This is a genomic window from Chimaeribacter arupi (genome assembly GCF_002858805.1).
Lineage (GTDB): Bacteria > Pseudomonadota > Gammaproteobacteria > Enterobacterales > Enterobacteriaceae > Chimaeribacter > Chimaeribacter arupi.
This window is the reverse complement of record NZ_PJZI01000008.1, coordinates 21,071-45,559: the sequence shown is the minus strand read 5'-3', so window position 1 is coordinate 45,559 and position 24,489 is coordinate 21,071. Positions and strand designations below refer to the sequence as shown.

Sequence of the window (24,489 nt, the reverse complement as noted above, 5' to 3'; positions counted from 1 at the left end):
AGTGACCAATAAAGTCAATAGTCACTAATCAGGGTGACAGGCTTCTCAGGATGAGGGAGGAAAGCAGCACAGCCGCCGTCGGGGCGGTATCCAGGTTGTACTGTAACTGGACAGGACTGATGAAAGGACGCATCACGAGATAAATCGCCTGGGTGGCTTCATCCAGCGGGGTTTTCCGCTCGAACTCCCCGGCCTGCCTGCCTTCGGCAATGATGCTTTCAATCAGCGACCGCAGACGCGCCTCATATTTCTCCGTTGAAGGCCACTTGTCGCGCGCTGCCACGGCGGCAATGTCATAGAGCTTACGATCGTGGAAAAACAGGTCGCTGCCGGCCTCGGTAAGCGCCCTGAACAGGCGGCGCAGCTTCTCACAGGCTGACGGGGCATCCGCGATGGCGGCGTGCACCACCGACATCATCATGTCGAGCCGGTTGGCGCAAATCACCTCGCCGATAGCCTGCTTGGACTCAAAAAACTTGTAGATATAGGCTTTTGAAAAACCTATCGATTTTGCCAGTTCTGAGACAGTGGTTTTTTCATAGCCATAGTGACCAAAATGCGCCGTGGCGGCGTCCACTATCTGATCCCGGACGTTGTGGTCAAGCGGACCACGTGATGAGGGTACGTTCACATGTTTCGTCATTTTTTTAGCTTAGCCCGAAGGCTCTGATTGACAATAAGTAACCATTTAGTAATTTAGTCACTCTTTAAGGCTGATTCAAGGTGCTGCCTGTTCCCCTGACGGACGCAGAGGCCTGGCTCGTCATCCGAACGCGGAGTATAACCGCTGCGGCAACAGCGACGAAACGGATCTCAACACCCGTGCAGCAGTCGCCCGGCAGGTGCTTGCACCTTCGCAGAACTGGCCTGAGTCACTCATCACTGTGCCGGCGGTTTTGGAGAGGAAAATGAAAAGAGTGGGAATTCTGGGGGTTGATCTACGGGCTGAAGGCGTCATCAAGGCACTGTTTAAGGCAGCCCCGGACGCGCAAGTGTTTCTTTCGCCCGGAAACAGCGAAGCGGCCCAAAATGCGGCAAGGGAGTACCCCTGCTGGACACTGGATAATCATCAGGCGGTTGTTGATGAAGCAGACATCATTTTTATTAATACCGCCCCTGCCGCCTTGCCCGCACTCGCCGGCAGTATTGCGCTGCGGCCTTCACACACACTGATTTCACTGGTGCCGGGGGTTCAAATAAGCGAACTCCGGCAGAGGTTTACGCATTTTGATTGCGCCAGGGCGTTGCTCGCCCCGGTCAATGATGCGGGCCATTCAGTGGTGATTTTGACGGCGGGCCGTCAGGACATAACGCCTCTGTCTGCGTTGTTCGGCTCAGTCAACCTGCTGAGCCGGGAGTCGGAGTTCAATGTGGCAGAAACGGCGCTGCGTTAAACCCACCGCTGTTTTCACTCGTCCCCCAAAGGCCGGTTAGGGTATGCATCCGGCATGACGGCGAAACGCAACGGCCTGGTCAGGCAGGCAGGCGGAGGCCAAAAATCGTGTTCCCGCGCTCATGCCGGTAATACGCGCTGCCGCCGTGCAAGGTGGCTATCGCGCTGACCAGCGACAGCCCCAGCCCGCTTCCCGCCGTATGGCGGACATTATCGCCCCGCCAGAACCGTTCGAATACTTTATCCGGTTCGGCAAGCGCGTCACCGGCATTCGACACCTCAATCTCAATGACGTCACCGCGATCAACCGTGCTGACAGAGATCGTTCCTTTGCCGGGCGAATAACGGATGGCATTGGTCAGCAGGTTGGTCATCGCCCGCTGGAAAAGCATTTTGTCCGCGGTGAGGTCTCCTTCGGCATGAAGCTCGATGAACATCTCCCGCTCTTCCGCCAGGGGTTCAAGGAAATCGATCAGCATTTCCAGGGCATCATGGAGGGAGAACGTCTCTTTATTGAGTTTGATGTTGTGGTGCGTGGCGCGGGCAAGAAAGAGAATGTTCTCCGTCAGGCGCGACAGCCCCTCCAGTTCTTCAATGTTCCCTTCCAGCAGGGCCTGGTATTCCGCGGCTGAACGCTCATGGCCAAGCGCAACCTGATTCTGGCCGAGTAACACATTGATGGGGGTGCGTATCTCATGGGCCAGATCGTCGGCAAACTGGGTCAGCCGGATAAAGTCCGTTGATAAGCGCTGGCGCATATCATGCAGCGCCTCACCGAGCGGCAGCAGCTCCTTCGGTATCGCCTGGAGCGACACCGGGTGAGTGAGCCTGTCACTGCCGGTTTCTGCCATGATCTGGCTTAACCGGCCGATCGCGCGAAGCCCCCGGCGGATAAGGAGCGGGCTTACCGCGGCACACAGCAAAATGGCCGCCAGTGACACCAGAATGCTTTGCCGGCGATAACGTTCCAGCACCAGCGCCCGCTCCCGCGCGACGCGTGCCAGGGTAATCGTGACCGGCCCGGCCTGTGAGTTTGCCTGCAGGCTGAGCGCCGAGGCTTCCGTGTCGTCAGCATTGACCCAGCGGTGCAACTGTTTCTCATTGGGTGGGCTGCTGACCGGCGTCGGGGAGAGCGCGGGCAACGCAACACCGGTATGGTTGATACTGACGTTTTGCTCATGCGGCGACCGGATGCTGAGAATATCCTGGCGGATGTCGACCATACGGTTGAAATAGAGCGGCAGCGAGCCGGGCTGGGCACCATCTTCAAGCAACTGCCTTAATTGTGCAGCCCGGTTGATCAGCGTTTGATCGTCGCGCCACACCAGTTCGCTGCGTAATGCGTTATACAGTATCAGGCTGATGCCGCCGCAGGCCATCGCCATGATCAGCGTGAAAATCGCCGTCAGCCGGAGCGTGAGAGAGGGGCTATACACTGCCCGGCTCCTTTTCAGACAGGCAATAGCCCATGCCCCTCACCGTGGTAATGAGTTTTTTGGGAAAAGGATCATCCACTTTTCGGCGCAGGCGGCGGATGGCGACATCCACAATGTTGGTTTCACTGTCAAAATTCACCCCCCAGATTTCGCTGGCAAGCAGCGTCCGCGGCAGGATTTCCCCGTGCCGGCTGGCGAGCAGCCACAAAAGCATAAACTCTTTGCGGGTGAGCGCCACAGGTATGCCGTCACGCGTGACCTGAAAACGGGCCGAATCCATGACCAGATCGGCCACGCGAAGCACCGAGCTGTGCGGCTGGTGCTGCCGGAGCTGATTCTTTACCCTGGCCAGAAGCTCAGCAAAGGAGAACGGTTTTACCAGGTAATCATTCGCGCCAAGCTCCAGCCCCTTGACCCGGTCCTCCACGGAATCCCGGGCGGTGAGGCAAATAACGGGGGTGTTGCCGGCGGTACGCAGGGTTTTCAGCACCTGCCACCCATCCATACCCGGCAGCATAATATCCAGTATCACCAGGCTGTAGGGGTGCGACAGCGCCAGATGCAGGCCGTCCCGCCCGTCCGCTGCGTAATCCACAATATAGCCTGCCTCTTCAAGCCCTTTACGCACCCAGGCGCTGGCTTTCAGGTTATCTTCGATCAGTAACAGTTTCATCCGGGCAGTTTGCCACGAATTCTATGGCCGCCCCAGCGTTTCAGCGCCAGATGACAATATGGTCATCTTTCTGACAGGCAATGTGGAGACCCGCACGGGTATAACAGCACGGTGATTAACCCAGGGGAGTCAAACACAACGCGTTTCTGACATCCCGCTGCCATTCCAGTCAACGAACACGCCCTGTTGCGTCCCATTGTGGCTGAACCGGTACGGAGAGACCCCGTACCGGGGAAGCGCATTCAGAAGGAGAAGAAATGAAACGTTTTATGATTGCCATGATGCTTGCTGCGGCACCAGGCCTGGCCCTTTCTGCCGAACCGGCTGCCGTCTATGACATGACGCAGGAACTGAGCAGTAAACTGGCAACAGAGGCATTGGCTGTCTGCCACGGTATGAACCGTCAGGGCGTGGTGGCGGTGGTGGATCGGGGCGGGAACCTGGTGTCACTGATGAGGGATGACAACGTCGGGCCGCATAATACGCAGGCCGCCTGGCGTAAGGCTTTCACGGCACTCTCGACGAAGACGCCGACCAAACAGTTTGCCCGGCAGGCGCAGTCCTCCCCGGACACCGTTAACCTGAATACCGTAAATGAGTTACTGCTGCTTGGCGGCGGCGTACCGGTGAAATATCACGGCCAGGTGATTGGTGCCGTCGGCCTCGCCGGTACCGGCGGCGCAGAGTCTGATGACCACTGTGGGAGCGAAGCGATTAAGCGGGTACTCGGGGAGAGCGGGCAACAGAAATAACAGGGAAAGCGCGGGCAGTGTGTTTTCCCCTCTCGCCAGGGCGGGAAAGAAGCCTCTTCCCCGCCCTGGTTTGTTGCCGGTTTTTATTCACGCCTTACGCCCCAAATACCCGGCGCAGGTTATTGCGCCGGTGGGGTGTTTCCGGCGTTAAGGCTAAATTCCCTGAAGTAGTGCTCCATCATATTCCGCAGGGCTTTACCTATGGCGGCATATTCATATTCGTTAAGGTTGGCCAGAGAAATACGGCCGGCAGGTTGCTGGGTGCCGAAGCCTGAACCAGGCAACATCACAATGCCGGTTTCATCAGCAATCCGGAACAACAAGTCGGTGGGGTTAAGCGTTTGCTGCACCCAGCGGGCAAAATCGTCGCCATAAACCTGACGTGAGATCGCCTCCAGATCCAGCAGGGTATAATAATCGACTGCGTTATCATCTTCCTTGTGCGTAATCCCCAACTCCCGGTACAGCACCGCCTGACGGCGGCGGATAATTTCTGAGACTGCCGCCTTATAGCCGTTGTCACCGTCCATGAGTGCAAACAGGCTGAACAGCACCATTTGTACCTGCTGCGGTGTGGAGAGCCCGGCGGTATGGTTAAGGGCCACGCTACGGCTGTCTGCAACGACGCGATCAAGGAAACGCAGGGCCGCGACGTCGGGGGTCAGCGAGGTATAACGCTCATGCAGGCGGTTTTTTTCTTCCGCGCTGAGGTTGGCTATTTTGTCGTCCAGAATATTATTTTGATGCGTGGCAATCACGCCAAGCCGCCAGCCGGTGGCACCAAAATATTTCGAGAACGAGTACACCAGAATGGTATTTTGCGGGCAGGTGGCAAACAGAGATTTAAAATCTTTGGCAAAGGTGCCGTACACATCATCGGTGAGAATAATCAGGTCTGGCCGCTGTTCGACTATTTTGGCCATTTTTTCGAGGCTGCGATTATCCATTTTGACTGAGGCCGGATTACTCGGGTTGACGCAAAAGAAAATTTTCACCTCTGGGTCCAGCAACTTGTCGAGTTCCTCATCCGGGTATTGCCAGTTCTGTTCAGGAGAGGCATTAATCATCACGCTCTCAAGCCGATAATCTTCCAGCTTAGGAATTTCAATATAAGGGGTAAAAATAGGCGCACCCATCGCGACCTTATCCCCGGCTTTCACCAGCCCGTTTGTACGCAAGGTATTAAAGAGATACGTCATGGCTGCGGTGCCGCCCTCAACGGCAAATAAATCGACATCCTCTGCCGAGATCAACCCGCCTATCATCTCTTTAACGATATATTCCCGGGTAATCTTCTCGCTGATTCTGAGCATCCGGGGCGGGACGGGATAATTAGCCCCCAGGATACCCTCGACCATTTCATGCAAAAAAGCCGACGCAGAAAGCCCAAGCTGGTCACGGACATAGCTGACCGCCCTGGAGAGGAACGCGACCCCCGGCTGCTGATGCTCACGTGACAGGAACGCATCGAAGCGGGCTTCAATGCCATCCAGGCGGGGCAGCCCACCAATACCGTGCGGCAAATAAGAGTAGGAAAGCTCAGCCTCTTCCGTCGCAAACAAGCCAAGCCGCCAGAACCCACGCCGGGGAAGTGTGGCGAGGAAATTCGGATTGCCGCGGCCGGCGTTAAGCATCATCCGGTCGGTTTTACTGGACGCCAGATCAATCAGCGCATCTTTCAATTCAAACGGGCTGAGCGACGCATATTTCTCGTAAGGATTCGTCATGGTAAGCATCTCCTGATGACAACATGGTTAGGTAACGGGTTGTTCAGACAAGGGCGACAATCAACGGACCCAACAGGGTCAAAAACACATTGGCCAGTCCGTAGGTCACCGCAAAGGGTGCGGTAGGAATGGCATTGCCCGCTTTATCAAGAATTTCACCAAAGGCAGGATTTGCGCTGCGTGTTCCCGCCAACGCCCCGGCAAAAACAGCGGTGTTGTCATAGCGCAGGATGTAACGACCAATAAACAGGGTGATCATCAGAGGCACCACCGTCACGACGATGCCGATGAGAAATATGGAAATGCCGTTATGGCGTACGGTGTCGACGGCCTGCAAACCAGACTGTAACCCCACCACCGCAACGAAACCGGCCAGGCCCAGATCACGCAGCAAGCCGGACGCAGGCAGCGGCATATTGCCGGTCAGCGGTTTGCGGGCCTGGTACCAGCCAAACAGCAGCCCGGATAACAGCGCACCGCCGCCGCTGCCGAGTGTCAGAGGCACAGCGCCGATATGCACCACCAGCAGGCCGAATATCAGCCCCACAGAAAGGCCGAACCCGTGGAACATCAAATCCGTTTTCGGGCTTTTAATCAGCGGCGGCCCGGCTAATGCCACCGCCCGTTGGATATCCTGCTCGCTGCCGTACAGGGTGACGACATCGTTATGCTGGATGACGGTATCGTCCCTGAACGGGAGCAGGGTATCACCACGCCGCAGTGTGGTGACAAACACCCCGTGGCGCGCTTCACGTGAAATCTGATGGCGCAACTGGCCAATCGATTTGCCGGTCAGCGCCGGATTCGTCAGCAGCACCTCAGAGGATTGCATAATCATTTCCGGCCCTTCATCGGCATCCAGTTCCCGGCCGAGGGAAGGTGCCAGCGAAATAATGCCTTTCCGGCGTCCGACTAACAGCAACACATCACTGTCGGTGAGCTGCATATCCGGTGTGACGGAAATGACTTTATCTTTGCGTTTAAGGCGCTCCAGCGTGACGGGAAAGAGAGGGTCAGCGGTGGCTTCAATTTGTGCCACCGTTTTGCCGCTGGCGGGGCCGGCAAGAAAGACGCGCCCCACCAGCCCCGGCAGCGCAGGCTGCTGGCCGGCGGCAAGCACCGGTGCGCCCTGCATCATCTCCAGTTCCGCTTTTATGGCATCTTCACGGATAGTGCGGCCCATGATTTTAGGCAGGATATTGACGCAAATGATAATGGCGCCAAGAGAGCCAAAGATGTACGTCACGGCATAGCCTACCGCCACGTTTCCCTGCATTTGTTGCAACTGCGCCGGATCAAGGCCCAGCTTGGAGATGGCTGCACTGGCAGTGCCGATAATGGCTGACTGGGTAAGCGCCCCGGCAGCAATGCCGGCGGCAATGCCTTTATCCAGCGCAAACATTTTGGCCATGACGACCACCGTGCCCAGCGACGTGATAACCAGGACCAACGCCAGGGCAATTTCACGCAGCGTGCGTCGCCCTAATGATGAGAAAAATTTAGGTCCGCTTTCAAAACCGACGGCATAAATAAAGACCGCAAACAAAACGTTCTTTATTCCGCTGTCAATGGTTACTCCAACCTGGCTAATCAATACGGCAATCAGCAACGCCCCTGCCACCCCACCGAGCTGGAATGCACCCAGTTTCAGCTTTCCAATCCATGTGCCTACAGCAAGTGAGAGAAATAAAGCAAGTTCCGGAGACAGACGAAAAACTTCATGAAGCAAGTTCATAGAAGAGTATCCTGCTATTCGGTTTGTAAGGCTCTGCCCGGGCAGTTTATCGCCGCGGAATAAGATGAATAAGAGAAATGAATGTTTTCCAACACTTGATAAAAGGTAGCTACGAATTTTCGCATGGCAACGTGAAGCCAGGGAAATTATCCCTAAAAAACATTAAACCCTGCACAGCCGCCCATTTTTGAGCTTTAGTCCCGCGTTAATTATTTAAATCAGCACAATAAACTTATAAAACCGTTTTAATTTGTTATTTAACGCGATTCGCTTTATTTTTAGCCACGCTGAATTAAAAATAAAACAATGCATTGAAGCAGACTGCATTTTCTTTTTAAGGATAGTTTTTTATTGTGGGGTTCCGATATTCCCCATTAAACACAGCCGCCCTTTCCCGCTAAATTTTGATAATGGCGTTATTTAAATAAAATAACCCCAGCCGTTTCACGTCTGGGTTATTCGCGTAATTAACTGGGCTGCTCAGCCGGTATTCTGTTGGCAAGGAAAAACCATCGCTGACTTTCAGGGCTGCAACCGCAGCCCTGTGCCGGGACAGGGTAAGCGTCAATCAGCCTCGCGGGCAGACAATACTTCCCCCACCACCGGCGCTGCAGAAAACGCATTGGGCCATCCTGCATAGAACGCTGCCTGCGCCACCACTTCCCCGGCCTCTTCCGCGGTTAAGCCATTATCCATCGCCCGGTTAAGATGATAACCAATTTGCGCACTCTGCCCTGATGCGATTAACGCGCTGACCGTCACCAGGCTTCTGTCGCGGGGCTTGAGCGCAGGCCGCTGCCAGAGGTCAAGAAAGAGCGGATCGGCGGTGAATTTCACCAGGCCGGGGGAAACAGGGCCGACATTTTTTTCTACCGTCTCTGAACGCTGCTTTTCTGCTTGCTGATTGAGCGGTAAAAGCGCCGGTGAGGCATCCGGGAGATCCGCCGCCGTGACGCCCCGCTGCTGAAAAATAGCGTGGGTGACGGTGACAGCCGACATAGCATTGGGCCAGCCCGAGTAAAAGGCCAGATGCGTGATGATCTCCGACACTTCGGCCGGGGTGACGCCTGCGTCAAGCGCGACCTCAACATAATGCTTCAGCTCGGCGGGCTGGTTTCTGGCAATCAGGATAGCCACCGTCACGATGCTGCGGTCACGCACAGACAGCTCACGGCGCTTCCAGAGATCCTCCGCGATGGCTTCGCGGCCAAACCGGGCCAGTGCCGGGGAGACAGCCTGGATATCGGCCTCAGAAAGGCTTGATGGTTCTGTTTTCAACATGACTTCACCTCTTTTTTCATCAGCATTCACGAAATCTGTAAGCACCAGCGACAGTGCCGCCGCCGCAATCACCCTTTTCATGTTCACTCCTCTTCCCTTATCTGCACGGCTACGCTGACCCGCTATTCCACCGGCCCTATCCCGCCTTTGTTTCGCAGGTATACCGGGGCGACCGGGATGGATTCTTTACTGACCGCCATCTGTGCCGTCTGCGCGATATAGTCCCGGAAATGCGGCGTCTGCCTGTGTTGCTGATAAGCAGCCTCACTGGCGTAAATTTCATAGAAATACCAGCGATGGGTATTGTCCACCCCGGTAGCGGCATACATGGCAAGCACCCCTTCCTCAACCTTGATGGACTCAGCCATTTCAGGGAGGACAACGTGTTTAAATGCCTCCTGGAATTCAGGCTTCACATCGACAATCACCAGGTTATTGATGGTTTGCGCATTTTGGACAATGTGCTTATCGCTGAGGAATTGCGGGGTCAGCTGTATTTGGTGCTTCCGGTTAATAAGCTCAGGCGCACGTGCGATGAATGCCTGGTAATGCGCGGACTGTAAATGCCGGTGGTAAGCCTCTTTATCTTCATAAATCTCCACCATGTAAGTTTGATGCGATGCATCTTTGCGCTGGAGGGAATACATGGCAAGCGTACCTGTTTCCTGATCAATTGACGTGGAAATGGTCTGCCTGGCGAGCTCATCATATTGAGGGCGTTTATCAGGGTTGACGCTGATTTCAAAAATATTTATCACGGGCATATCCGGGGAGTTCGGGGCTTGCGCCAGGGTGGAGTGGCTCATCATCAGACTCAATAACATGACGATAATATTTTTCACGGCGAACCTACAGACAGCGGGAAACGAGTCACCAGTATAGGCAGGCTATGTTGATAAGATTAGGGCACGCTTGACTCAAAGATATTTAGCCTGTAGTTAATAATCGATGGTCGTTGATAATCACCCATAGTTAATAATACATATAGTGAATAGCCGGCTGTCGTGAATCGCCGGCAGGCAATTGCTTAGGGATGGCGCTATGAATAACGTGATGTATAACCAGCTACGCATTTTCCAGAGCATTGCCCGCGAGGGCAGTATTTCTGCCGCCGCCAGAAAGCTTGAAATCACCCCGCCGTCGGTCAGCAAGGCGCTGAGGGTGCTTGAGCAACACATCGGCCACCCCCTTTTTGTGCGTACTACACGGCGTATCGAACTCACTGACGTCGGGCAACAGTTGCTGGAGCAAACGTCAGCGGCAGTGGACTCCCTCGAGCAATCACTTGAAAGTATCCGCGATCAGCATCAGGAGCCGTCTGGCCTGATCCGGATAACGCTCTCCCGCTTCGCTTACCTGCTGGTGCTGAAACCGGTGATGGCAGCTTTTTGTCGGCACTATCCGGGCATCCAGCTTGAAGTGTCGGTGTACGACGGCACAGTAAATATTATTGATGAACGCTTCGATCTGGGGATCCGCTTTGGCGATGTGCTTGAAGGCGGTGTAGTGGCCCGCCAGTTGTTAAAGCCGTTCCGGGAAGGGTTGTATGCGTCATCCACCTATCTTAAAGAGTTCGGCACGCCCACGACGCCCGCCGATCTTTATCACCATAAGCTGATCGGTTATCGCTTTATCACCCATAACCGTATCCTCCCGCTGATCCTGGATGACAACGGCGAGCAATTAACCCTCGACATGCACAACCCATTAATCAGCAACGACATTGACGTGATGGCGGACGGAATAAGAAACGGGCTGGGTATCGGAAGGTTATTCGAGCCTGTTTACCGGCTTCAGCCAGACCGTGAGGCATTTATTCCCGTCATGGCGCGTTTCTGGAAAACCTATCCGCCGGTTTACCTCTACTACCTCAAAAGCGCCGGCAAGACCAACAGGGTGAAGGCACTGATTGATTTTCTTATCACACACACCCAGGGATAACCGCTTTTCGCGCAGGCAGCCGCTGCACCGCGGGGTCAGAGGCTGTCTGTCAGTTCTGCCTTATGCTCGTTCATCAGCCTGAGCAGTTCCCTCAGGTATTCATCCTCATTGCCTTTGCGCCAGGCCACACTGAGCTGGAGGCCTGCCAGCTGATCCGGAAACCTGAGCGGGATAAAGTGAATCCGGTCACTTTTCATCAGCCGGTAAGACGCGGGAACCACCGCCACGCCCAGACCGGCCGCGACCAGGCTGAGTATCGTTTGCTTCTCTTCCGCATACTGTGCGACATGGGGGCGCAGGCCGGCACTTTTGAACAGGCTCATCGTCAGGTCATGGCTGTGGGGGCGGGTACGGCGGTCAGGGATAATGATCGGTTCTGATTGAAAGTCAGTGATGGAGGCCTCTTTTATTCCGGATAAACGGTGATTGGCCGGTACGGCCAGAATAGATTTTTCCCGGGTGATAAAGCGCGTTGCCAATGCATCATCCATAACGTGAGGTTTACGGAAAAAGATAATATCCAGCCAGCCGGATTTTAATTTTGGGATAAGATTAACGGTTTTTTCTTCGATAATATGAATATCGGTTTCCGGGTGCAGGGGAACAAATAAATTCAGCAGGGCAGGAACGATGCCCTGCGCTGCGCTGTCAATCGCCCCAATCCGCAAGGTTTTACGTTTATCTTTTATTCCATTTTTGAAGCGCAGTTCCAGTGCATCAAATTGCTCCATCAGCCTGCTCGCCTCTTCAAAGAATTTTATCCCCTCCAGCGTTAAAGAGACATTACGGGTAGAGCGGTTCAAAAGGCGCACGCCCAGGTCATCCTCGAGCAACCGGATAAAGCGGGAAAGTGATGCAGGCATCATTTCCAGCTTTTGCGCCGCGCGGCCAAAGTGCAGTTCTTTTCCAACGGCAATGAAGCAACGTAATTGATTTATATCCATAATCTGCACCCCAACCCATTATTCAAATAATTTATATAATCCAACCCTGATGATTCGGCAAGCCAAAACTGCATACTGCAACTGATTACAAAAAAATAACATTCCCTACATTACATTAACCGGAGTACGTTCATATGCACTCTCACCTCGAAAAAACGGTGATGCGTAAAGTCACCTTGCGCATTATCCCCTTTATCATGCTGCTCTATTTCATTGCCTTTCTCGACCGCGTCAATATCGGGTTTGCAGCACTGACAATGAATCAGGATTTAGGTTTTTCACCCACCGTATTCGGGCTGGGGGCGGGTATTTTCTTTCTCGGTTATTTTTTATTTGAAGTCCCCTCCAACCTGATATTGCACAAAGTCGGCGCCCGCATCTGGATAGCGCGCGTCATGATCACCTGGGGGCTGGTCTCCGGCTGTATGGCCTTTGTCGAAGGCACCACCAGCTTTTACGTGCTGCGCTTTATGCTCGGTGTGGCTGAAGCCGGCTTCTTCCCCGGCATTATCCTCTACCTGAGCTATTGGTTCCCGGCCGCGAAACGGGCACAGGTGACGGCGATTTTTATGGCGGCCGCCCCGCTGTCAACCGCACTTGGCTCCCCCATATCGGCCGCGCTGCTTGAGATGCATGGCCTGCTGGGTTATGCCGGCTGGCAGTGGATGTTTATGCTCGAAGCCGTCCCGGCCGTGATTTTGGGGGTTGTGGTGCTGTTTTATCTGACCGACCGCCCTGAAAAAGCCAAATGGCTGACCGCGGAAGAGCGTACCTGGCTGCAAAATAGCCTGCGGACAGAAGAACAGGCGCGTGCCTCCGGCAACAGCCACACCAGCGCATGGCGTGGCCTGGCGGACAAACGGGTACTGGCCCTGGCACTGGTCTATTTCGGCACCTCTGCCGGGCTGTACACCCTGGGTATCTGGTCACCGCAAATTATCCACAGCTTTGGTGCCTCATCGCTGGAGATTGGCTTCCTGAATGCGTTCCCGGCGGTGATGGGGGTTATCGGCATGATCCTCTGGGCCCGCCATTCCGATCGTAAGAACGAGCGGAGCTGGCACGTCATTGGCGCCTGCCTGCTGGCAGCGGCCGGGCTGATTTATGCCGGTAATGTCAGCACCCTGCTGGCGGTCATCTTCGCCCTGACACTGGTTACGGTCGGCATCAGCGCCTCCAAACCGCCGCTGTGGAGTATGCCCACGCTGTTCCTGAGCGGCCCGGCCGCGGCGGCGGGCATCGCCACCATCAACTCTATCGGCAACCTGGGCGGCTTCGTCGGCCCGATGATGATTGGCGTCATTCGCCAGCAAACCGGCAGCTACACCTGGGGCCTCTATTTTGTTGCCGGGCTGCTGTGCATCTCAGCGCTCGTTGTTCTTATCCTGTCTGCCAGGGGCAATAAGCCCCAGCCGGCCGGACTGACCCATCCTGACACTCACTGACATGAACCGGAGAAAAGAAATGCGTACTTATTCTATTGCTGCAATCCCTGCTGACGGCATCGGCCCGGAAGTGATTTCCGCCGGTATTGAGGTACTTCACGCACTGGAACGCCAGGATCCTCAGCTTAAATTTGACGTGGAAACCTTTGACTGGGGGTCAGACTATTACAAACAGCATGGCGTGATGATGCCGGAAGACGGGCTGCAGACACTGAAGAAGTTTGACGCCATCTATTTCGGGGCGGTAGGCGCGCCGGATGTGCCCGACCACATTACCCTCTGGGGCTTGCGGCTGCCTATCTGCCAGGGGTTTGACCAGTATGCCAATGTCCGCCCGACCAAAATTTTGCCGGGCGTCACCTCGCCGCTGCGTAACCGCGGGCCGGGCGATCTGGACTGGGTGATCGTGCGGGAAAACTCCGAGGGTGAATACTCCGGCAACGGCGGCCGCGCGCACCGGGGGCTGCCGGAAGAAGTAGGCACCGAAGTGGCCATCTTCACGCGGGTTGGGGTAACACGCATCATGCGCTACGCCTTTAAACTTGCCCAGTCCCGGCCGCGCAAACTGCTGACGGTAGTGACAAAATCCAACGCCCAGCGTCATGGCATGGTGATGTGGGATGAGATTGCTGCGGAAGTGGCGCAGGAATTCCCGGATGTGACCTGGGATAAAATGCTGGTGGATGCCATGACCCACCGCATGACCCTGCACCCGCAAAGCCTCGATACCATTGTCGCCACCAACCTGCATGCCGATATCCTGTCCGACCTGGCCGGGGCGCTGGCGGGAAGCCTGGGTGTTGCGCCTACCGCCAATATCGACCCGGAGCAGCGTTTCCCTTCCATGTTTGAACCTATCCACGGTTCAGCCTTTGATATCACCGGCAAAGGGATCGCCAACCCAATTGCCACGTTCTGGACGGCAGTGCAGATGCTGGAACACCTGGGTGAGCGTGAGGCTGCGGCGCTGATCATGGACGCTATCGAATACGTGTGCGCCAATGGGATCCTGACGCCTGATGTGGGAGGCACGGCCAAAACGACGGAGGTGACGCGTGCGGTGGTGCAGTTTATTACGTCAAAATCGGCCATTGCTGAGACGGCCTGACGATGAACAATAAACAAGCCGCAAAGATATTGCAGGAGATCTTTCAGCAGGCAATTAACAGCGCCCGGCCAGGGCCTGTTATCCTTTCCGCCCTGCCGCCCAGGCCGGCAGGACGCTGCGTGGTTGTCGGGGCCGGTAAAGCCTCCGCCGCGATGGCTGCGGCAGTGGATGCAGCATGGCCGGACGTGGACGTCAGCGGTGTGGTGGTAACGCGTTATGGCCACGCCGTGCCGGCAGGCCGGATCCGCATCCTGGAAGCGGCCCACCCGGTGTCCGATGCCATGAGTGAAACAGCCGCGATGCTTATCGTCGAATCGCTGCGCGGGCTGACGCAGGATGATCTGGTGCTGGCCCTGATCTCCGGCGGCGGCTCGGCGCTGATGGCATTGCCTGTTGAAGGGCTGACCCTGGCGGATAAACAGGCCATCACCCGTGCCTTACTGCACAGCGGGGCGAACATCAAAGAGATGAACCTGGTTCGCCGCCATTTATCCGCCGTCAAAGGCGGAAAGCTGGCTGCACTGGCGCAACCCGCCAGGGTGGTATCTTTGATCATAAGCGATGTCCCCGGTGATAACCCGGCTGACGTGGCCTCCGGGCCTACCGTGGCGGATGACAGCTCACCCGCTGATGCCCTGAACGTCCTTGCGCGTTACGGCATTCAGGTGCCGGAACATGTGCGTTGTGTGCTGGAGCGGGCAATCCCCACCCCCAATAACGGGGCAGAAAGTGACGTCAGGATGATCGCCACACCGGCGATGATGCTGCAATCAGCCGCGGCGGCGGCCCGCCATCTGGGGATTACACCGCTGATCCTGGGGGATGCCATAGAAGGGGAAAGCCGCGAAGTGGCAAAAGTCATGGCAGCGATGGCGAAATCCGTCAGGCAGTATGGTCAGCCGGTTACTTCGCCCTCGCTATTGTTGTCGGGTGGTGAGACGACCGTCACAGTGAGCGGGGGAAAGGCAGGAAAAGGAGGCCGGAATACCGAGTTCCTGTTGGGCCTTGCCTGTGCCCTGGCTGGAGAACGTGGGATCTGGGCAGCAGCAGGTGACACCGACGGCATTGACGGCACCGAAGATGCCGCCGGGGCGCTGGTTTACCCGGATACACTGACGCGAGGCAGGGTAAAGGGGTTAAACGCTCAGGATTACCTGGAGGCGCATGACAGTTACAGCTACTTTCAGGCCACCGGTGATCTGATATTGACCGGCCCCACGCTGACGAATGTGAATGACTTCAGGGCCATCCTGGTTGCCTGAACCTGTGCTCTCCGGGTCAGGAGAGCATGTTACCCGAATGCCGCAGATTTTCCTGAGCAGAACGCCATCGCCTGATGGCGTCCTGCTCGCTCAGCAAGGTGGGGTGGCCGCACACCTGCATTTATTGATGGAAAATGACACTTTCTTCGAGCGGGGCTTTCTCAATTCTGTACTGGTTGGCAGGATGCTCCCTGTCAGGGTAGCCCAGTGATATCCCAAACAGTAATTTCATCGCCGGCGAGATGCCCAGCATTTCCCGGATGGTGTCGGCATAAAAGCCAAGCATGGTTTGTGGAATGCCGCCCAGGCCGTGGGCAGTGAGGGAAAGCAGAAGGGTCTGCGCATACATACCGATGTCACCGGCAACACGCACGTTGTCCCCGGCTTCAGGCATAAAAAGCAGGGCGACATGGGGCGCGCCAAAAAATTCCAGGTTGCGCCGTGATGCATCGCGGCGCTGCTCATACGCCTCTCTTTTTACGCCGATGGCCTGATAATAGGCCGCCCCCTGAGCTTTGGCGCGATCATGGTAAATGCCTTGAAAATCATGGGTGTCAAAGCTGAAATCAGGGGTCAGCTGGCCTGCGTCATCGGCTGCGAGGATGGCCTTGCTCAGTGCGTCACGCGTTGCGCCCGAGACAATATGGGTCTGCCAGGGCTGCGTATTACAGTTAGAGGGTGAGCGCTGCGCATCCTCTAATACCGAACGAAGAAGTGCTTCAGGAACCGGTTGAGGAAGGAAACTCCGGACAGAATGACGCTCACGCACCACGTCCCGGAACAGCATTGACTCAGACATTTTGCACCTCTTTTCTCTGTTCTTGTCATCGTGCCGCGGCCCATCAGCCGCCAGCGTCTTTTCTTATAAGATACGGATTGAAAAATGGAATGGAACAGCCAAAAATAGGAAGATGTTTTCCAGATATGGAAAGAGCAATGGATTTTAACGCGACGAAATTGTTTATCGCTGTGGTAAAAGCAGGCAGTTTTTCTGCCGCCAGTGAGAAAATTGGCGTGCCGGTTTCAACCTTAAGCCGAAAAATAAATGAGCTTGAGCAGGCGTTGAGCGTACAGCTGCTGGAACGCTCCCGGCTGGGGGTGAAGCCAACGCATAAAGGACAACAATTTTTTGAACAGGCCCGGCTGGGGTTGGAATTACTGGAAGAGGCGCAAAAAAACGTGCAGTCGATTCATAAACTGCAAGGAAAATTGCGTATCTCTGTGCCGCCCAATTTCCCCTTATGGTGGGATTTACTGGCTGACTTTCAGCAACACTATCCCGATATTAAAATATTCAGCCATTCAAGTGACAGGGTGGTTGATTTATTTGAGGATGGTATTGATGTTGCGCTGAGAATGGGTGATTTACATACTGAAGATGTGATTGCCAAACCTGTGATGACCGTCAACGGGGTATTTGTGGCAAGCCCTGAATTATTAGCACGCTGCGGCGCACCCAAGACGCTGGCTGACCTGGCGCGGTTTCCGGTTGTCGGCTGGGAAAATCTGAACCAGGGCTTTTTTGAATGGGTGTCCGGCGCAGAAAAGGTAAAATTCGAACCTTTCTTTTCAACCAATAATGTTCAGGGGCTATGTCATTATGCCGTAAAAGGCATGGGGGTCACCCTGTTGCTGGATTTTTTAGCGAAACCTTACCTCGAAAGCGGAGTACTGGTTGAGCTTTTACCTGACCTGCCTAAACACCCTGTGCCATTGCATCTGGTCTATGCCCGCCGTAAACACCCTTCAGCCATTATGATGGCTTATCTGGATTTTTGTTCTGCGTGGCTGGCAAAGCACGCATCGTGACGGGCGTATGAGGGATAAAGATTTTTCCACTCAGTGCGCCGGCCGGCAGAGGCGAAACCGGATATCACGCCTGATTTCAATGGGTTAAACTCAACACGCCCTGAAGCCTCTGTCGTTTCATGCGCTTTTTATCTGCCGGGCAAGCCAGTTGGCTAAATTTTTCCTAAAATAATCGGTGTAATCATGCAATACGCAGATAACCGGGAAAACAACGGTTACTGATTTTAGTGACTTATCTGACAACCTAAGGTTGTTGGTTGAATATAAGGGAAAATGATGCCATTGATATTTAGTGAGTTATCTGGCGCGCCATCATGGTTGGGTGCGGTATTGCTCGTCACGCTCTCCTTCGCAGTGGGTTTTCTGGCCCGGTATATCCTTCTCAGGTTTATCTGTTATTGGCAGGGGCGTGACAGAAAATTATTCAAATCACTTGAAAAGCACCTTCGTGGGTCGATATTTCTTTTCTTCCCGTTATTGTTAATCAATGTAGGGATTAATTATATCAATATTAATCCTGACGCCCTGAGCTTTATTACCACCACCCTCAATATATTTATTATAATATCATTTTGCTCCGTATTAATCCGGTTGATTAATGTGGCGCAGGATATGCTGTTCATACGCTACGACATTAATCTTTCAAATAACCTTCGCGCCCGTAAAATCCGCACGCAAATCATCTATGTTAAAAAGGTCGCTATCGTCCTCCTGGTGGCATTGTGTGTTTCTCTGATCCTGCTCAATTTCCCCGGTGTCCGGAAATTCGGCACGACCATTCTGGCCGGTGCCGGGGTGGCAGGTATCATCATTGGGTTTGCCCTTCAGAAGTCATTGGTCAACTTGTTTGCCGGTATTCAGATTGCCTTTACGCAACCGATAAAAATTGACGATGCCGTGGTCGTGGAAAATGAATGGGGCTGGATTGAGGAGATCAACCTGACGTACGTTGTGGTGCGCATCTGGGACCTCCGCCGGCTGGTGCTGCCCATTACCTACTTTACAGAAAAGCCCTTCCAGAACTGGACGCGTAATAACGCGCAAATATTAGGGTCTGTTTTTCTTTACCTTGATTATTCCATGCCGTTAGAGCCGCTGCGTCAGCAATTTGAAAAAATCCTCAGCGAAACAAAACTCTGGGACCAACAAACCCAGGTGCTCCAGGTCAGCGATACCACGGATAAAACCATGACAATCCGGTTATTGATGACGGCACAGAACTCCCCCACCGCCTGGGATTTACGCTGCCACGTGCGGGAAAAAATGATTGAGTTTATTCAGCAAAATTATCCGCAGAGCCTCCCTCAGGTGAGGGCCACACTGACGGATTCCGGCGCCCGGGAGACTCACGGGTGACGGGTCAACCGCGCACTTTTTTCTGGAAAGAGAAGGGAATGTACAGGAGTAAACCGGCAGGCGCAGGGCGCGCTTGCCGGTTGTTGCACAGCCGGGAGACTCAGGGCAACGGCACGTCCCGCAGTTCACCGCCCTCTTTTGCCAGACGCGCTAAGTAGTGTGACGCGTCCAGAATCTGGTAGGGGAAGTACAGGCCAGGCGCGACCGGCGGCTTTCCATCCAGCCCGACCAACCGTTCAAGCAGCAAGGCGATCCCCATCCCTGTCAGCGGGGCCGCGCCCCCCGGATGCACGACCGCATGCCGGGTGTGGTGGGGCATTCCCGCGACGTCCAGACCAGACATCTCCAGGATGATTTCCGTCGAGAACGCCCCGCCTTTGCGCCGGCTTGAACTGATGCCCATGCCCAGGTCAAACTGCACGCTGTGCGCCCCCGTGGCGGAGGCCAGCCCCACCACATCAATTGACGAAAAGCCCGTGGCGTCTATATGGGTGCCATCCAGCGCGGGGAACACCGATTTTGCCTCCTCGCCCTCACGCCAGAGATAGACGCCATCCCGCCGCGTGAGCGCCGCGGGCAGCAGGTGATTCAGGTGTTCAAAATCCGCGGCAACTGCCGGGCCGCCGACATCTTTCTCATCCACCAGCGCCCCGATGCGGATTTCATGCACCTGGCTGAATGCGCGGGCCAGATGGAGCGCAGGCACGGTAGTGGCCCCGACCAGCCACTCATAGCCGAGCACAATCGCTGATGCCCCCGGTGCCTGCATGAAGTTTGCGATTTCCGGGGCGATTTCAAACACCCCCGAAGAGATGCTCAGATGCGGCACGCGACGTGATTGCGCGAAGCGGAGGGCAGCGAGCGAATGGTCTTTGTAGAGCACCACCACGGCACTGATTTCCCGCTCGCCGAGGCCCAGATCGGCGGAGGTGAGGTCGATTTGCACGCCCTCCGCCCCCCCGATGTCAGCCGCCGCACGCTGCGCTTTGGTCACATCGCGGCCTCCTATCAACAGGGGCAGATCAGGGTACGTCGCGTGTAATGCACGGGCTGCCTGGTGACCAATCGCACCGGATCCGCCCAGTAGTAGTACGGGAGCAAAGGACATAGTTAAGGTTCCTTATTTGCGTGATAAGCTACTATTAGTAGGAAATGTAGCACCGACACCCACAGAAAGCTACTTTTAGTAGGTTAAATTGAGAGAGACATGGAAAGAGAAAACACAACGGTATCTGGCTCCGCTGCGCGCAGGTTAAAAAAGGCAGAACGACGTAAGCAGCTTCTTAACACGGCGCTCCTGATTGTGCAGGAGGAAAACGCCGATCAGCTGACGCTGGGGCACCTCGCCGTGCGCGCCGGCGTCTCCAAGCCTGTGGTCTATGATCACTTCCCTACCCGCTCGGCGTTGCTGATAGCCCTCTACCGGTGGATTGATATGGAACGGGTGAGGACTTTCACAGAGGCGATGACCACCACCCGCAGGGATACGCAGGAAACGATACAGATGCTGGCGAGCGCATATATCCATTGCGCAGCAGATAAAACAGACGCGTTTCACGCGGTAGGGGCGGCACTGGCAGGCAGCGAAGAGAAATCCGCGGTGTTTCAGGCGCTGCTGGAAAACTGCGTCGGGATGTTCGTCTCCGTCCTGACGCCGCATGTGACTAAGTCACCCAGGGCGTTGTTGCAGTGCTGCATTGGTCTGGTGGGGGCAGGAGAGGCACTTTCCGCTGCACTCGCCCGCGGGCAACTGAATCAGGATGAAGCCGTGGCGTCTTTCGCCTCGCTGATAAAAGGGGCGGTTCAGGTGAACGAAAGCTGAAGGCAGGGGGCAGAATATGGGCCACTTCCCCCTGACCTGACGCGCCGGGCGCTGCCGGCCTTAAAGCGCTTTCGTCAGATAGTAGCGCTCATGGTGGCGCGGGTAGGCGTCCAGGGTCATCCGGCATTCATAGCCCAGCTTTTCGTAGAACGGGCGGGCCTGAAAGCTCAGGGTGTCTACCTGCGCAAAGCGGCAGCCGCGGCGGCGGGCTTCCTGTTCGGCGGCCAGCATCAGCCGCCGCCCTTCGCCCCGGCCGCGCAGCGCCTCACTGACCCACAGCACATCAATCCGCAACCAGTTTCCGGCGGTAGAACCGGATAGCCCGCCCAGTTTGTTCTCCTCGTCATCCAGGATAAACAGCGCCAGTGCCTCAATTTCAGAGGTGTCTGCGAACTGGGAAGAGTAATGCAGCACGCCCTGTTTCAGCTCATCAATATCGGCATAACTGGGCTGGCTGGTGAGGTGTATTTTCATGAATGCTCCCTGAGTGAGTCGGCTGATGGCGTGTCAAACGTGACGTTACCACGGCAATGCGGTGCTGAAAAAGCAGCCGGAGGTTAACGCATCGCATTATCAGGATTCTGTCATCCCAGAATCCTGTAATCCTGTAATCCTGTAATCCTGTAATCCTGTAATCCTAGGATTATGGGTCTGCGTTTTCGTCGGCGGCGCCCTGACGCAGGTATTTCACCAGCGTCAGGGTATTGCGGCCATCCTGGCTGTCGTAGCGCATCTCATCCACACTGGCGCGGATAAACATCAGCCCCATGCCGTTCTCCGGCCAGCTGTCCATGTCATCCGGGTTAATGTTCAGGCACTTATCCTGCTCAAGCAGCACCGGCGGGATCGGGCTGCCGCTGTCTGTCAGCACCACCTCCAGCGTGCGCTGGTCATGTTGGTAGCGGAATAACAGCTGTATCTGTTGTGAGGCGTCATAGCCGTAACCGTGCTTGATTACGTTGGTGAACGCCTCGCTAAGCGCCAGATCCAGCGGGAACAGCCCTTCTTCTCCCAGCGGCAACGGTTGGGCGAACGCCTCCAGGGCGCGGCTGGCAATGGCCAGACTGTCCGGGACAGCCGGCAGCGTAAGATCAACATCCTCGGGAACCCAGTCATGCATGGCTGCATACCTATCGGTTGTTCAGCTTGGTCAGCGCCTCATCCTGAGTCGGGAACGTCATGAAGATCCGGTCCATGCGCGTGAGTTTAAACAAGTTCTGCAGGTTGGCATTCATGCCGCTCAGTGCCAGCGTGCCTTTGCCGTTCAGCATTTTCAGCAGGGAAACCAGTGCGCCCAGGCTGCTGCTGTCGATGAAATCGACGCGGCTGAAGTCGATCAGCAGTTCCGTTTCACCGCCGCGGATAATCTCCTGCACGCTCTCTTTGAATTTTTGTGACACCGACGCATCCAGCCGCCGGACCACCGGCGTGACGATGGTGATGTTGTTGTTTTTTGTGGTCTCAACATTCATGGTTGTTCCTCTTGACGCGTAAAGGAGGATGTCCGCTCAATCACCAGCAGCGAGACATCGTCATGCAGGTTGCTGTTGCCATATTTGACGCCGTTTTGCGGGTCAACCACCTCCAGCTGCACATTGCGCCACGCCAGCAAAGAAAGCTCGACCTGGAGAAAACGCTCCGCGCGCGGCAGCCGGTGGTGCTCCGCCAGCACGTTTTTCAGCCGGGATTCCCCATACTGTTCGCTGACCTGGTTTTCGCACTCGCTGATGCCGTCGCTGTAGAGGTAGAGGCATTCGCCCTCCTCCAGCCTGAAGGTGCATTCGTCCCAGGTCAGCATCTCAAACAGCCCCACCGGCCCGCCCCCTTCGCCCACCGAGGTGGTGCTGCCGTCCGGGTGCACAATAAATGGCGTCGGGTGGCCCGCCTGGCAGAGGCTGCCTTCGCCGGTCTGGGTATTGATCACGCCGTAAATCATGGTGAAGTAGCTGTGCACGTCGTCATTTTCATAACAGAAGCGCTGGTTCAGCAGGCTCACCACCTGGTGCGGCGGGGTAATGATCACCCCGCCATCCGGGCCGCTGCGGGCGAGGAAGTTCTCAACGGTGCGGCCATGCAGGAACTGGCGCGCCACCGCCAGCGAATGCATGGCCGCCGTCACCCCGTGCCCGGCCACGTCAATGCAGTAAAAGCCGATGTGGTGATCGGACAGGGCAAAGAAGTTAAACATATCGCCGGAGACATACGCGGACGGCACAAACAGCCAGTCGATACTGAACCCCTGCAACGCGAAATTACGCGCCGGTAACAGCGAGTGCTGGAGGCGCGCCGCCGCCTGTAAATCTGCTTCCATCTGCTGCCAGGCTTGCGCCAGTTTGGCATTGCGCAGCGCCAGGTTGGCTTCGAGGTCAAGGATCCGCCGCCCGGCGTAGAGGCGCGCCTGTAACTCCGCCGCGTTCACCGGCTTGCTGAGGAAATCATCCGCGCCCGCCTCAATGCCGGTGGTGAGGTCTTCTACCGTGTGGCGCGCCGTGACCAGGATCAGGTAGATATAACGGGTGCTGGTGTTGCTGCGGATGGCCCGGCAGAGCGTCGGCCCGTCCATCACCGGCATTTCCCAGTCGCTGATCACCATGTTGATCGGCTGCTGTGCCATCAGCGCCAGTGCCGCTTCACCCTGTTCAGCCTCAAACACCCGGTAGCCCCATTTTTTTAACAGGCTGGAGAGCAAAAGCCGGTAACTGGAGGAGTCATCCACCACCAGAATGGTGGCTGGCTCGCGCTCCACGCTCAATGATTGCATAGCACGCTCCTCAAAACGTTCACGCCTTAAAACGGGATGTAATAGATCAGGCTGACGGTGCCTTCTCTGAAATTGGCATTGGAATCTTTACGTCCGGGATAACGGGTACCGCTGTAGTTGTTGTATTGAATCGAAAATGTGCCGGGTTTATAGGTGGAATAGCCGAAACTGTAGGTATAGTCCGCATCCCACGGCTGTTGCTGGCTGCTGTCAGGATAGTAGAAGGCGGTAAAACGGATGAAGTAGTGCTGCACAAAACTGTAACCGCAGCCGCCCAGCACCACATGTTTATTGGTGAGGCGATCGTTCGCGTCCAGCGAGTAGAACCGCGGCACCCAGGTAGTGCCGACCTGGCAGGTCATTGCATCCCCTTTCTGGATCAGCAGGTGTTTCTCCAAGGCTTTCGGCAAACTGAATTTGTAGGCAAACGTCCAGGAGCCTTGCTCCGGGTAGGTGCGCCGGTTATTGGACGTCGGGAAGAAGCGGTTATCCCCGTAGTTGCCGTACACCAGGCTGAAGGTATTGGGATGCCAGTCGTCATAGCCGAAGCTGTAGCGGAAATCGGGGCTGTATTTGTTGACGTGGCGCACCGGCATCCGGAACGTGACGTTGGCGAACCAGTAACTGAACGGCGAATATTGCAGGCTGAGCAGCATCATCTGGCTCACGCGGTTTGACTGGTCCACCGAATCCTCGCCGGTCGGGATACTCACCCGCTGGTCTTTCAGCCCGCTGTTAAAGGTCAGCGCGCCGGAGAATTTGGCATCATCGCCGTAAAACAGCCGCCCCCAGAGGCCGGTGGAGACCCGTGCCGGGGTCGTTTCCTGCGCCCCGGCGGGTTTATCACCGGCCGCCTTGGGTGCCGGCCTGGCGGCGGCCGGTGCGGCTTTTTTCTGCCCCTGGCTGAACGGGTTTTTACCCACCGGCGCAGCGGATGCCGCCCCGGCGCAACAGAGCATCACTGACACGCAGCCCATTTTGCCCGCCGTTAACCACGCCTGGCTGCCTTTCCGTAAACGAATAATCACCCCCATGTTTTGCCTC

The 24,489-nt window shown here is 55.8% G+C and carries 24 protein-coding genes; 9 read left to right on the top strand and 15 right to left on the bottom strand.

Annotated elements, in window-relative coordinates:
* Positions 1-28 precede the first annotated feature (28 nt).
* Positions 29-643 carry a TetR/AcrR family transcriptional regulator gene (locus tag CYR52_RS06675; protein ID WP_072928209.1) on the bottom strand — a complete coding sequence of 205 codons (615 nt, stop codon included), beginning with the start codon at positions 641-643 and terminating at the stop codon, positions 29-31.
* A 199-nt stretch (positions 644-842) separates the two neighbouring features.
* Here CYR52_RS06675 and CYR52_RS06670 point away from each other — a divergent pair, with 199 nt between their 5' ends.
* Positions 843-1,394: an NAD(P)-binding domain-containing protein gene (locus CYR52_RS06670; RefSeq protein WP_241522394.1), complete on the top strand. Its 552-nt coding sequence runs from the start codon at positions 843-845 to the stop codon at positions 1,392-1,394.
* A gap of 79 nt (positions 1,395-1,473) precedes the next feature.
* On the opposite strand, the gene CYR52_RS06665 is transcribed toward CYR52_RS06670, so the two are convergent.
* The gene (locus CYR52_RS06665; RefSeq protein WP_101828232.1) at positions 1,474-2,829 is read right to left on the bottom strand and encodes a heavy metal sensor histidine kinase; all 1,356 of its coding nucleotides are present in this window, start codon (positions 2,827-2,829) and stop codon (positions 1,474-1,476) included.
* Positions 2,822-3,502 carry a response regulator transcription factor HprR gene (gene hprR, locus CYR52_RS06660; RefSeq protein ID WP_072928212.1) on the bottom strand — a complete coding sequence of 227 codons (681 nt, stop codon included), beginning with the start codon at positions 3,500-3,502 and terminating at the stop codon, positions 2,822-2,824. Before hprR ends, CYR52_RS06665 begins: the two co-directional genes overlap by 8 nt.
* A 257-nt stretch (positions 3,503-3,759) precedes the next feature.
* Here hprR and CYR52_RS06655 point away from each other — a divergent pair, with 257 nt between their 5' ends.
* Entirely contained in the window at positions 3,760-4,254 is a 495-nt protein-coding gene (locus tag CYR52_RS06655; protein ID WP_072928213.1) for a GlcG/HbpS family heme-binding protein, read from the top strand.
* Positions 4,255-4,373: 119 nt separating this feature from the next.
* Here CYR52_RS06655 and CYR52_RS06650 read toward each other — a convergent pair whose 3' ends face one another.
* The 4 genes from CYR52_RS06650 to CYR52_RS06635 all read right to left on the bottom strand — a co-directional run bounded on the left by CYR52_RS06650 (position 4,374) and on the right by CYR52_RS06635 (position 9,839).
* Complete coding sequence (locus CYR52_RS06650; RefSeq protein WP_072928214.1) at positions 4,374-5,981, bottom strand: bifunctional aspartate transaminase/aspartate 4-decarboxylase; 1,608 nt, start codon at positions 5,979-5,981, stop codon at positions 4,374-4,376.
* Positions 5,982-6,024: 43 nt separating this feature from the next.
* The gene (gene aspT, locus CYR52_RS06645; protein ID WP_072928215.1) at positions 6,025-7,716 is read right to left on the bottom strand and encodes an aspartate-alanine antiporter; all 1,692 of its coding nucleotides are present in this window, start codon (positions 7,714-7,716) and stop codon (positions 6,025-6,027) included.
* Between the two features lie 564 nt (positions 7,717-8,280).
* The gene (locus CYR52_RS06640; protein ID WP_072928216.1) at positions 8,281-9,078 is read right to left on the bottom strand and encodes a carboxymuconolactone decarboxylase family protein; all 798 of its coding nucleotides are present in this window, start codon (positions 9,076-9,078) and stop codon (positions 8,281-8,283) included.
* Between the two features lie 41 nt (positions 9,079-9,119).
* Positions 9,120-9,839, bottom strand: coding sequence for a putative quinol monooxygenase (locus CYR52_RS06635; RefSeq protein ID WP_241522393.1), 720 nt, complete (start codon positions 9,837-9,839; stop codon positions 9,120-9,122).
* Between the two features lie 199 nt (positions 9,840-10,038).
* Here CYR52_RS06635 and CYR52_RS06630 point away from each other — a divergent pair, with 199 nt between their 5' ends.
* The gene (locus tag CYR52_RS06630; RefSeq protein ID WP_101828231.1) at positions 10,039-10,938 is read left to right on the top strand and encodes a LysR family transcriptional regulator; all 900 of its coding nucleotides are present in this window, start codon (positions 10,039-10,041) and stop codon (positions 10,936-10,938) included.
* 35 nt (positions 10,939-10,973) lie between these two features.
* Here CYR52_RS06630 and CYR52_RS06625 read toward each other — a convergent pair whose 3' ends face one another.
* Positions 10,974-11,882, bottom strand: coding sequence for a LysR family transcriptional regulator (locus CYR52_RS06625; protein ID WP_072928327.1), 909 nt, complete (start codon positions 11,880-11,882; stop codon positions 10,974-10,976).
* Between the two features lie 134 nt (positions 11,883-12,016).
* Between CYR52_RS06625 and CYR52_RS06620 the strand changes: the two genes are divergently transcribed.
* From CYR52_RS06620 to CYR52_RS06610, 3 genes are read left to right on the top strand one after another with little or no spacing between them, the layout of a single operon-like run.
* The gene (locus tag CYR52_RS06620; protein ID WP_101828230.1) at positions 12,017-13,327 is read left to right on the top strand and encodes an MFS transporter; all 1,311 of its coding nucleotides are present in this window, start codon (positions 12,017-12,019) and stop codon (positions 13,325-13,327) included.
* Positions 13,328-13,346: 19 nt separating this feature from the next.
* Positions 13,347-14,435, top strand: a complete 1,089-nt coding sequence (locus CYR52_RS06615) for a tartrate dehydrogenase (protein WP_072928220.1) — start codon at positions 13,347-13,349, stop codon at positions 14,433-14,435.
* 2 nt (positions 14,436-14,437) lie between these two features.
* Complete coding sequence (locus CYR52_RS06610; RefSeq protein WP_101828229.1) at positions 14,438-15,697, top strand: glycerate kinase type-2 family protein; 1,260 nt, start codon at positions 14,438-14,440, stop codon at positions 15,695-15,697.
* A gap of 121 nt (positions 15,698-15,818) precedes the next feature.
* On the opposite strand, the gene CYR52_RS06605 is transcribed toward CYR52_RS06610, so the two are convergent.
* The gene (locus CYR52_RS06605) at positions 15,819-16,496 is read right to left on the bottom strand and encodes a nitroreductase (protein WP_101828228.1); all 678 of its coding nucleotides are present in this window, start codon (positions 16,494-16,496) and stop codon (positions 15,819-15,821) included.
* An 89-nt stretch (positions 16,497-16,585) separates the two neighbouring features.
* Here CYR52_RS06605 and CYR52_RS06600 point away from each other — a divergent pair, with 89 nt between their 5' ends.
* Entirely contained in the window at positions 16,586-17,506 is a 921-nt protein-coding gene (locus CYR52_RS06600) for a LysR family transcriptional regulator (protein ID WP_241506116.1), read from the top strand.
* Positions 17,507-17,782: 276 nt separating this feature from the next.
* The gene (locus CYR52_RS06595; protein ID WP_175558143.1) at positions 17,783-18,862 is read left to right on the top strand and encodes a mechanosensitive ion channel family protein; all 1,080 of its coding nucleotides are present in this window, start codon (positions 17,783-17,785) and stop codon (positions 18,860-18,862) included.
* 100 nt (positions 18,863-18,962) lie between these two features.
* Here the strand turns inward: CYR52_RS06595 and CYR52_RS06590 are convergent, their stop codons facing one another.
* Complete coding sequence (locus CYR52_RS06590) at positions 18,963-19,970, bottom strand: SDR family oxidoreductase (RefSeq protein ID WP_072928225.1); 1,008 nt, start codon at positions 19,968-19,970, stop codon at positions 18,963-18,965.
* A 99-nt stretch (positions 19,971-20,069) separates the two neighbouring features.
* Between CYR52_RS06590 and CYR52_RS06585 the strand changes: the two genes are divergently transcribed.
* Positions 20,070-20,684: a TetR/AcrR family transcriptional regulator gene (locus CYR52_RS06585; protein ID WP_101828227.1), complete on the top strand. Its 615-nt coding sequence runs from the start codon at positions 20,070-20,072 to the stop codon at positions 20,682-20,684.
* A gap of 60 nt (positions 20,685-20,744) precedes the next feature.
* Here CYR52_RS06585 and CYR52_RS06580 read toward each other — a convergent pair whose 3' ends face one another.
* The 5 genes from CYR52_RS06580 to CYR52_RS06560 form a co-directional block, all read right to left on the bottom strand.
* Positions 20,745-21,158: a GNAT family N-acetyltransferase gene (locus CYR52_RS06580; RefSeq protein WP_101828226.1), complete on the bottom strand. Its 414-nt coding sequence runs from the start codon at positions 21,156-21,158 to the stop codon at positions 20,745-20,747.
* Between the two features lie 169 nt (positions 21,159-21,327).
* Positions 21,328-21,804, bottom strand: a complete 477-nt coding sequence (locus tag CYR52_RS06575; RefSeq protein WP_072928228.1) for an ATP-binding protein — start codon at positions 21,802-21,804, stop codon at positions 21,328-21,330.
* A 10-nt stretch (positions 21,805-21,814) separates the two neighbouring features.
* Positions 21,815-22,156, bottom strand: coding sequence for an STAS domain-containing protein (locus tag CYR52_RS06570; protein ID WP_072928229.1), 342 nt, complete (start codon positions 22,154-22,156; stop codon positions 21,815-21,817).
* Positions 22,153-23,445: a PP2C family protein-serine/threonine phosphatase gene (locus CYR52_RS06565; protein WP_101828225.1), complete on the bottom strand. Its 1,293-nt coding sequence runs from the start codon at positions 23,443-23,445 to the stop codon at positions 22,153-22,155. The genes CYR52_RS06570 and CYR52_RS06565 overlap by 4 nt, the downstream gene beginning before the upstream one ends.
* Positions 23,446-23,471: 26 nt before the next feature.
* Complete coding sequence (locus CYR52_RS06560; RefSeq protein ID WP_420845513.1) at positions 23,472-24,479, bottom strand: hypothetical protein; 1,008 nt, start codon at positions 24,477-24,479, stop codon at positions 23,472-23,474.
* Positions 24,480-24,489 lie beyond the last annotated feature (10 nt).